Genomic DNA, 8,398 nt, shown 5'->3' with positions numbered 1-8,398 from the left:
ATCATCCAGGCCAGGAAGAGGAACAGGGAACACTCCATGACGGCCTCTCTATGGGGTCGCAAGCGTGAAGGCATATCGTTCATGTTGAAAAAGGGTCCGGTTGTTGGCCCAAACGTTCATTCTCGCGTTCTGATTCCGCCGGAGCGTGCTTGGTCGGAGTCTACTCCACGCAACAGTGAAGCCATAGATGCTGAGGGACACGGCGAACTTCGCCGGCTTCAGCCACCCCGGAGCGCCATCGATCGCGCGCGAATCCATGACGAGACCTGGGGTGAAAAGCATCGTCAGTCCGGCCATGAGCCAACTGACGCGGCTCAAGGATTGGATGCAACGCGGCATGGCCGTTTTGTTTCTCGGACTGCGGAGTGATCCAGCATCAGGCTCCACACGGTGAGTTGGGTGTCCGGCAGTGTTTGACGGTCGATGATGCTGAATCCTCTTTTTTGATAGAAGGCAAGGTTGTGTTCGTTGGACGTTTCCAGGTAGCAGGGGAAGCGGTCTTCGCTGGCACGTCGTCTACCGGCTTCGAGCAGCGCGGAACCAAGCCCGGCGCCACAGCGATTCGGGAGTACGCCGATGGCGAACAGATACCAATACGGCTGCCTGCCCATGAGACGCGCACGGCGCTGTTCGACGAACTTTTCGTAGCGCAGCATTCGCCGCGTGGCTCCCCAGCCGACGAGAAACGGAGCAGCCAGGGCGCCGTTGCCAATCAACTGCACGCAGCGCGCCTTGTCGTGCCCCGGCCTCAACCAGATGGCGGCAGCGTCGTTTGGCTGAATGACATCGACACAACCAGACTTCCACGCGGACCGCAGCGCCAGCATGAAAACATGAGCCATGCCTCTCACGCGGACTGCCGGGTCCGGGAACAAGTGGACCGCGACCGGGTCGCTTGTGAACGCGCGAACCAGCGTCTCCACCACGCCGTGACCCTGGCCACGCGCATTGGTGACGAGGCGCGCGATCACGCCGTCCGGAATCTCGCGAGTTTGCACGGACGGAATCATGACATTGAGCGTTGCGGGAGCTTTCCCTGGGCTCCGGCGAGCGAGAGGCTGGCAATCAACGTGCCTAGAGTGAGGATCGATTTCATGGTTTGGATGCGTTGCTCGTACGTCTTCAGGGCTTGCTCGAAAGTCATCTTGCCCGGAGCCGTCGCCTGAACCGCTTCAGCGCGATGCCGTTCCCGTTTCAGAAAATCACCCAGACGAAGCTGCGCAACGCTCATTCTGTCCGTCGTCTCGCGTTGAGGGATTTTCAAATCAACTTGCCCGCAACTCGAACTCTGGCATAGTAACCGCCGGAATCCGCGTTGCGAACGAGGTTTGCAACCGGCGTTTTTTGCCACTGCTGCGAGTCTTGCTCTGTTTTGCTCGCTTTCATGCAAAAGTATAAAACGCGAATCGGCCGACCGAAAAAACAGCGTAAGGCCAATGCAATCCACATGTTGGAAGGGTGGCTGAGTGGTTTAAGGCACCTGACTCGAAATCAGGCGTAGGAGCAATCCTACCGGGGGTTCGAATCCCCCCCCTTCCGCCATTGTCCTCCCGGAAAATGAATCAACGGGCACCTTCACTTTTCTCTGTGCCTGATTCCAGACACGCGACTGCGCGAAGGTTAGCCCGTTGGATTTGGTGCGTCGGCAGGTATTAAACCGCCAACGGAATTAGGTCTGTAAGTTACTTCTTGGCTTCTCGCTTGGCTTCCCAGTCGATCTGACGGGAGTTGCCATCACGGCCCGGGAGTTCGATTTTCCCCTTGATCGAGTCGCCGCTGATTTTGCCGTTGTATTTCGTTGTAAACGTGTTGCCGCCTCGCTCCTGCGTTACGACGAACGTAAGCTCGTCACCTTTCAGTTTTCCATCCTTGATTTCGGTCTCGCGGGCGGCGCCTCCGTCGCGGCCAGGACGAGAAAGGCTGCCGGTCACTTTTTCGCCTTCAGCCTTCAGTTTCAGGGTGATCTGGACCGGATCGCTGCCTTGGCGGCCTTGCTGACTCCATTTCCACGTGCCGTTAACGTCGGCGGCTTTGGCGGTCGAGGTCAGGGCGAAGGTGGCGACGGAAATGATCGCCGCGGTGAGAAGAGAATTCAGCCGTCTTTGCATATGCTTTGATGTATCGAGTGGTGGTTGACTGTGTGTGAACCTGGCCCGGAAACAGTTCGAGCCAGCCTAAAGCCATCACGACGCAAGGGAATCGGAAAAGGTTACACCCTCGCCATCCCGTCCGCCCCCTGCTGATGAATGAAGGAGCCTTCACGCTCGTGAATCTTCTTCCTTCTTCCTCTCCCCGCGCGGGACGAGTGGGGGGAGGATTGAGGAAAGGGGTAATCCCCAATAAGACGGCGCTCCTCTCCCCGGCCCTTTCCTCTCTCCCCTTTCCTCCCTTCCAGGGAAGCGAGGGAGAAGATCCGAGGAGGCTGGGGAGTCGCACGGGAGAGTCCGTCCCAGGGTTCAAAGCGCGAACTCTCTTCGGAAAAGCGATCCTCCGCCAGGCACACCCGGGATTCCGCTTCAGACGAGGATATCCTTCACAACCTTGCCCGCCACGTCCGTTAACCGGAAGTCGCGTCCCTGAAACCGATACGTCAGGCGCTCGTGGTCGATGCCGAGGCAATGGAGAATGGTCGCGTGAAGATCGTTGATGTGAACGCCGTCGCGGAGGATGTTGTACGAGAAATCGTCCGTCTTGCCAAAGACCGTGCCGCCTTTGATTCCGCCCCCGGCCATCCACAAGCTATAACAGCGAGGGTGATGGTCGCGGCCAAAACTTTCTTTGGAGATGTTCCCCTGGCTGTAAGCCGTGCGCCCGAATTCGCCGCCCCAGACCACGAGCGTCTCATCCAGAAGCCCGCGCTGCTTCAAGTCCTTGAGGAGCGCGGCGGAGGCTTTGTCCGTCTGCAAGGCCTGCTGCCGGATCCCTTGCGGCAACCCGCCGTGATGATCCCAGTCGCGGTGCAAAAGTTTCACGAAGCGCACACCGCGCTCTGAGAGCCGCCGGGCGAGGAGGCAGTTGTTGGCAAACGACGGTTTGCCCGGCTCCGCGCCGTAGAGGTCGAGAATTTCCTTCGGTTCCCTGGAAATATCCATCAACTCCGGAACGCTGGTCTGCATGCGGAATGCCATTTCGTAGGCGTCGATGCGGGTCGCGATTTCCGGGTCGTTCAATTGTTCGAGCTGGAGGCGGTTGAGGGCCTGGACATGGTCCAGCATTCGGCGCCGCGTTTCGTGGCTCAGTCCAGGCGGATCGGAAATGAACAGCACGGGATCCCCCTGCCCGCGGAATTGCACGCCCTGGTGGTTGCTCGGCAAAAATCCATTGCCCCAGTAGCGCGTCTGAAGCGATTGGCCGCCGCGGCCCGAGATCATCACCACGAAGGCTGGCAAGCTGCTGTTTTCGCTGCCCAGGCCGTATGAAACCCACGCGCCCAGCGCGGGGCGACCCGGCTGCTGGTGGCCCGAGAAGAGATAAGTCACGGCCGGGTCGTGATTGATCGGATCGGTGTGGACGGCGCGCAGCAAGGCGATTTCATCTGCCACGCTGCCGATGTGCGGCAACAATTCGCTGATTTCCATGCCGCATTTGCCCTGGCGCTTGAACTCGAACGGCGATCCCACACAGAGCAGATACTTCTGTCCGCTGGTCATGCCCGTGATGCGCTGGCCCATGCGCACCGATTCGGGCAGCAGTTGCCCGGTCAGTTCGCGGAGCTTGGGCTTCGGATCGTAGAGGTCGATTTGTGACGGCGCTCCGGACATGAAGAGGTAAATCACGCGTTTGGCGTGCGGGGCAAAATGCAGAGGATTCACCGCGCCAAGGGACTTGAGTGCTGCTGCCGGCGTGCTGGCCGCGAGCAATCTGTCGTTGAGGAGCGACGCCAAGGCCACGGAGCCGAGACTCAGGCCGGTCGTCTTGAGAAACGCCCGGCGCGCCATTGTTTTTCTGAATTCCGATTCGAGGATCATAAGCTTGATCTATTTCAAACGGTTAAAGGTCATCCTTTCGTGATCGTTTCATCCAGATTCAAGAGCACCTGGCCAATCAAGGTCCACGCGGCGAGTTCGATCACATCGACGTTCGCCGGGGGCGGTGTGGCGCCAACGTGGACAAGCTGGTTTGCGTCCGCGCGATGCTTGAGGAAGTGATCGAGCTCGGCATCGAACGCTTTTGTAATTCGATCCAGTTCTGCCGCCGTCGGACTTCGGCCCAGGCAAACTCGAAAGGCATACCTCACACGGTCCGCGACGCTCGCGCCGCCTTGTTGCATGATTCGCAGGCCGAAACTCCGCGCGGCTTCGACATACACCGGATCATTCATCACGGCCAGCGCTTGCAAGGGCGTGTTCGTGCGCGGCCGCCGGACAGTGCAGGTCTCGCGGCTTGGGGCATCGAAAGTGACGAATGACGCGTAGGGAATCGAACGCCGCCAATAGACATACAGGCCGCGCCGATAGTTGTTGGTTCCTTTGCTCAAGTTCTGCTCCCAGGTCCGCGTGCCTTCGAAGGCCACTTGCTCCCAAAGCCCCGGCGGCTGAAACGGAAAGACGCTCGGTCCGCCGATTTGCGGATGCAAGAGACCGCTCACAGACATCGCCAGGTCGCGAATGGCTTCGGCTTCGAGCCGCTGGCGGGGAAAGTGCGCGAGCCAACGATTGCCCGGATCCTTTTGCTGATGGGCTGGCGAAGTTGCGGCGTCCTGTCGATACGCGGCCGAAGTCACGATGAGCCGATGCATGTGTTTCATGTCCCAACCCGACCGCACGAACTCGGTCGCCAGCCAATCCAAGAGTTCAGGATGGCTTGGCCGTTCACCCTGCGCGCCGAAATCTTCGGAAGTCTTCACGAGGCCAGCGCCAAAATGTTGCTGCCAGAATTGATTCACGACCACGCGGCTGGTCAGCGGGTGCTCCGCGTGCAACAGCCATTTCGCCAAACCCAGCCGGTTCTTGGGCAGTTTGTCGTCCCAGCGGAGAATCGCTTCGGGCACCCCGGTCGCCACCACTTCGCCCGGACGGTTGTACTCGCCGCGAATGAGCAAATGCGTGGCGCGCGGCTTTTCCATTTCTTGCATGACCATTGCGACGGGGATGGACTCTTGAAATTTCTGCCGTTCGCCGCGCCGTTCGTTCAGCACTTTGACCAGGTCTCGCGCTTCGGGGACAGACTGTTCCCGGTAATAGCGCTGCAATTCCAGATTCTGCGCGAGAGTTCGCCGCGCCGTATCGGCGAGCAGCAAGGCGCGGAGGTTTTCCGGAAGCGCAAAAAACGCCGGCAAATCATCCGAGGCGGTCATGGCCAGGCGAAAACGCGCCAGGGACTTGCGCGGCACAGGCGCGTCGAAAATCAGCCGCACCTCCAATTCCGTGCCCTCGCTGAAACCCACAGGGTCGGCGAAGCGGAACCAGGCGTAATGCGGCTCTTTGGCGTCGTCGTTGCCGGCGTCAATGGACCATCCGGTCTCGATGAGTTCGTCGAGCACGCCGTTGATCGGGTAACCGCCGCGACTCGCGTCGGCGGCCGCGGCCGCAATCGTGACCGCGTGTACCAGCACAGGTTCGGATCCGAGGCGGAAATAGAATCCGCCCTTCTCACTCGCGTTCGCCACCTTGACGAGCAGTTTGTTTTCTCCGGGCGCCAGGCGCGCCTGGATCTTATCCTGATCTGCGGCGGCAGTTCGGTTCGAGTCTCGGTTGTGAACCAATCTTCCGTTCAACCACACTTTCACGCTGCCACCGCTGCCCAGGCGCAACTCGACGCGCTGTGCTTCCGGAGCGTGCACGGTCCGGAAAAAATAAAACGCGGACTCCGTGCCCGGCAGCGCAGTGACTTCCCCGTCTTTCAAGTCGCTCGCGTTCTCCCATTTTACGTGGCCTTCCTGGTAAGTTGCCTTCAAATCCACGCCGTGTTCCGGGCCAAAGTCTTTGTCGAAGGCTTCCTTCTTTGATGACGCTGCGAAGGGGCCCAACCGCTTCCACGGAGCCATCTCAACCTTCTGGAAATTGCTCTTGGCTCTTTCCGGGTTCGCGCTGCGAGCGGTCATTTCGACGCGCGTCAGAATGAACTCGCCGTTTTCGCTGCGACCGGCTTTCCCATGCGCCGACTCCGCTGCCGGCAATGCTTCCAGTCGAACGCCGGAAATCGCGTTGGCGGGTGTGAACAGGCGGAGTTGGTAGGTGTCTTGATCCGGTGTGGCGCCCGTGACCGAGACGGAGTTATCCGCCGAGGCGCACAGTTTCGCGCCGTTCTGGGAGGCCAACTCGGTAGCCAGGAGTGGCCCCCAGTTATCGATGTTCTTTTCTCGATGGCGCTTCGCCCATTGTTCCTGACCCGCGGCCCAGGTCGCATTGGTCTCCGCGACGATTTTTCGATGGGCGAGTTCGAGCGCGGCGATTTCTGCGTTGAACTGGGCGAGCCGCTGCTCGTGCTCGGTGGATTTCAGTTCCACTCTCGGCACGGGATTCAATTGGGCATCGAGTCCGCCCTCTGGGACAGAGTTGAAGAACGCGAAGAACTGATAGTAATCCTTCTGGGTGATCGGATCGTATTTGTGATCATGGCATTCGGCGCAGGCCATTGAGGTTCCCATCCAGACGCGGGCCGTGGTATCGACGCGGCCCACGACGTATTTGACCGAGTATTCCTCCGGCAGCGCGCCGCCTTCGGAGGTGGTCATTTCATTCCGGTGAAACCCGGTGGCGATGAGCTGCTCGCGAGTCGGTTTGGGCAAGAGGTCGCCGGCCAACTGTTCGATGGTGAACTGGTCAAAGCGCATGTTGTCATTGAAGGCTTTGATCACCCAATCCCGCCAATGCCACATGTCGCGATGGTTGTCGTGATGATATCCCTGGGTCTCGCCGTATCGCGCCAGGTCCAGCCAGAACATGGCCTGACGTTCGCCGTGGGCTTTGGATTTGAGCAAGCGATCCACAACCTTCTCGTAAGCTTCGGGAGTTTCATCAGCCAAAAAGGCGTCGATCTCCTCAACGGTTGGCGGAAGGCCTGTCAGATCGAGAATGGCCCGGCGGAGCAGCTTTTCCTTCGGAGCTTCGCGGGACGGCTCCAGGCCTGCTTGCTCCAGCCGATCCAGGACGAAACGATCAATCTCGTTCCTCGGCCAGGTCTTGCTTTTGGTTTCGGGCGGGTCGATTCGACGAGGCTTCACATAAGCCCAATGCTCTTGCCAATCTGCGCCTTCCGCGACCCATTGCTTGAGCAGATCGATTTGCTTTGGCGAAAGCGGCTTTCCGCCTTTCTTCGCCGGAGGCATCAGGTCGTCCTCGTTATCCGTGGTGATGCGGCGGACCAACTCGCTCTTGTTCAAGTCGCCAGGAACCACCGCGATCGCACCGGATTTGGCGGGAGTGAAAGCAAATCGTTTGAGGTCGAGCCGCAGTCCGGCTTTGCGCGCCTTTTCATCCGGACCGTGGCAGGCGTAGCAATGATCGGAGAGAATGGCGCGGATGTCGCGGTTGAAATCGACTTTCGCCGGTGCGGCAAATAATTGCTCTGAGAACCAGGCACACGGACAGAAAAACAACGTGGCGGTCAAAAACAGTCGCGTCGGGCTCATGATATTGCGGCGTAACACTGCTAATCTAAGCAAACGCACGGCAGAGGGCAAACGGGAATCTCCCTTGGGCGCGTTGAAGGCGTTAGAGCGTTATAATAGCGTTGAAGCGTTACAGGGTGAAGAAAGCGGAAACGATTTGACCCATGGAAACGCTCTAACACTCCAACGCTTCGACGGCTTCGCTCGCCGCGCCGCGTCAACCTTTACCTCTGAACTGCCTGGCCCAGGCGAGCAGCTCCCCATAAAGCTTCGGATGTTCCGATTCGGGGAGGTCAGTTTCCTCCACCATTTCTTCCCAGACGATGCCGAAGCATTCCTCGACGGAAATCCCGTTGTTGACGCAGCGACGGAGCGAGCGCCGGAATTGGCGGCGAAACTCCTTCTTGCTCGCCTTCCCCTTCACGACAGATAGAATCATCTGGCGGTCCTTCTTACCGCACTGAAGCCGCCAGTTTTTTTTCGTTTCGGACCCAGTACATATTGCGCTTATCGTACGGCCCGGTCTTGCAGGTGACCGGGCACGGGAGGGTCATCGTGCCGAGGTGATCCGCCGTGAACGAGCGTTCATCCGGGAAATACAGGGGGCTGACGTGTTCCTGTCCGCAGTTTTTGCATCGAAAGAAGACGGGCATAGGCAAAGGTGGGGTTTGGGTTAGCTGTTCGGTGAATGACCCTGGGCACCGTGTGCCTGAAACTTCCTAAGTGGTCCATTTCATAAATACGCTCACGTTCGCGGCAAGGGATTTTTCGGCCAGACGAGGCGCGAGCGACGAGCATATCCCGAAGTGGATCTGTAAGGAGCAAGCAACGAAGTCTGGCGAAAAA

At 59.2% G+C, this 8,398-nt stretch carries 6 protein-coding genes and 1 tRNA gene; 1 reads left to right on the top strand and 6 read right to left on the bottom strand.

Annotated elements, in window-relative coordinates; all coding sequences use genetic code 11:
- Nucleotides 1–314: 314 nt before the first annotated feature.
- Nucleotides 315–1,010 carry a GNAT family N-acetyltransferase gene (locus FJ398_23300; GenBank protein MBM3840828.1) on the bottom strand — a complete coding sequence of 232 codons (696 nt, stop codon included), beginning with the start codon at nucleotides 1,008–1,010 and terminating at the stop codon, nucleotides 315–317.
- Complete coding sequence (locus FJ398_23295; GenBank protein MBM3840827.1) at nucleotides 1,007–1,264, bottom strand: hypothetical protein; 258 nt, start codon at nucleotides 1,262–1,264, stop codon at nucleotides 1,007–1,009. Before FJ398_23295 ends, FJ398_23300 begins: the two co-directional genes overlap by 4 nt.
- A 188-nt stretch (nucleotides 1,265–1,452) precedes the next feature.
- Between FJ398_23295 and FJ398_23290 the strand changes: the two genes are divergently transcribed.
- Nucleotides 1,453–1,542: transfer RNA gene (locus FJ398_23290), tRNA-Ser, on the top strand.
- A 140-nt stretch (nucleotides 1,543–1,682) separates the two neighbouring features.
- Here FJ398_23290 and FJ398_23285 read toward each other — a convergent pair.
- From FJ398_23285 to FJ398_23270, 4 genes are all read right to left on the bottom strand, one after another.
- Entirely contained in the window at nucleotides 1,683–2,108 is a 426-nt protein-coding gene (locus FJ398_23285; protein MBM3840826.1) for a hypothetical protein, read from the bottom strand.
- Nucleotides 2,109–2,516: 408 nt separating this feature from the next.
- Complete coding sequence (locus FJ398_23280; GenBank protein MBM3840825.1) at nucleotides 2,517–3,968, bottom strand: DUF1501 domain-containing protein; 1,452 nt, start codon at nucleotides 3,966–3,968, stop codon at nucleotides 2,517–2,519.
- 29 nt (nucleotides 3,969–3,997) lie between these two features.
- Nucleotides 3,998–7,573, bottom strand: a complete 3,576-nt coding sequence (locus FJ398_23275; GenBank protein MBM3840824.1) for a DUF1553 domain-containing protein — start codon at nucleotides 7,571–7,573, stop codon at nucleotides 3,998–4,000.
- 196 nt (nucleotides 7,574–7,769) lie between these two features.
- Nucleotides 7,770–7,991, bottom strand: coding sequence for a hypothetical protein (locus FJ398_23270; GenBank protein MBM3840823.1), 222 nt, complete (start codon nucleotides 7,989–7,991; stop codon nucleotides 7,770–7,772).
- Nucleotides 7,992–8,398: the final 407 nt, after the last annotated feature.

The sequence above is a fragment of the Verrucomicrobiota bacterium genome, assembly GCA_016871535.1.
Classification (GTDB): Bacteria; Verrucomicrobiota; Verrucomicrobiia; order Limisphaerales; family SIBE01; genus VHCZ01.
The sequence above is the reverse complement of the archived record's forward strand: the minus strand, read 5'-3'. Positions and strand labels throughout refer to the sequence as shown.

Coding starts and splice junctions, on each gene's coding strand:
- FJ398_23300 (MBM3840828.1), bottom strand. CDS start 1,010: ATGATTCCGTCCGTGCAAACTCGCGAGATTCCGGACGGCGTGATCGCG.
- FJ398_23285 (MBM3840826.1), bottom strand. CDS start 2,108: ATGCAAAGACGGCTGAATTCTCTTCTCACCGCGGCGATCATTTCCGTC.
- FJ398_23280 (MBM3840825.1), bottom strand. CDS start 3,968: ATGATCCTCGAATCGGAATTCAGAAAAACAATGGCGCGCCGGGCGTTT.
- FJ398_23275 (MBM3840824.1), bottom strand. CDS start 7,573: ATGAGCCCGACGCGACTGTTTTTGACCGCCACGTTGTTTTTCTGTCCG.
- FJ398_23270 (MBM3840823.1), bottom strand. CDS start 7,991: ATGATTCTATCTGTCGTGAAGGGGAAGGCGAGCAAGAAGGAGTTTCGC.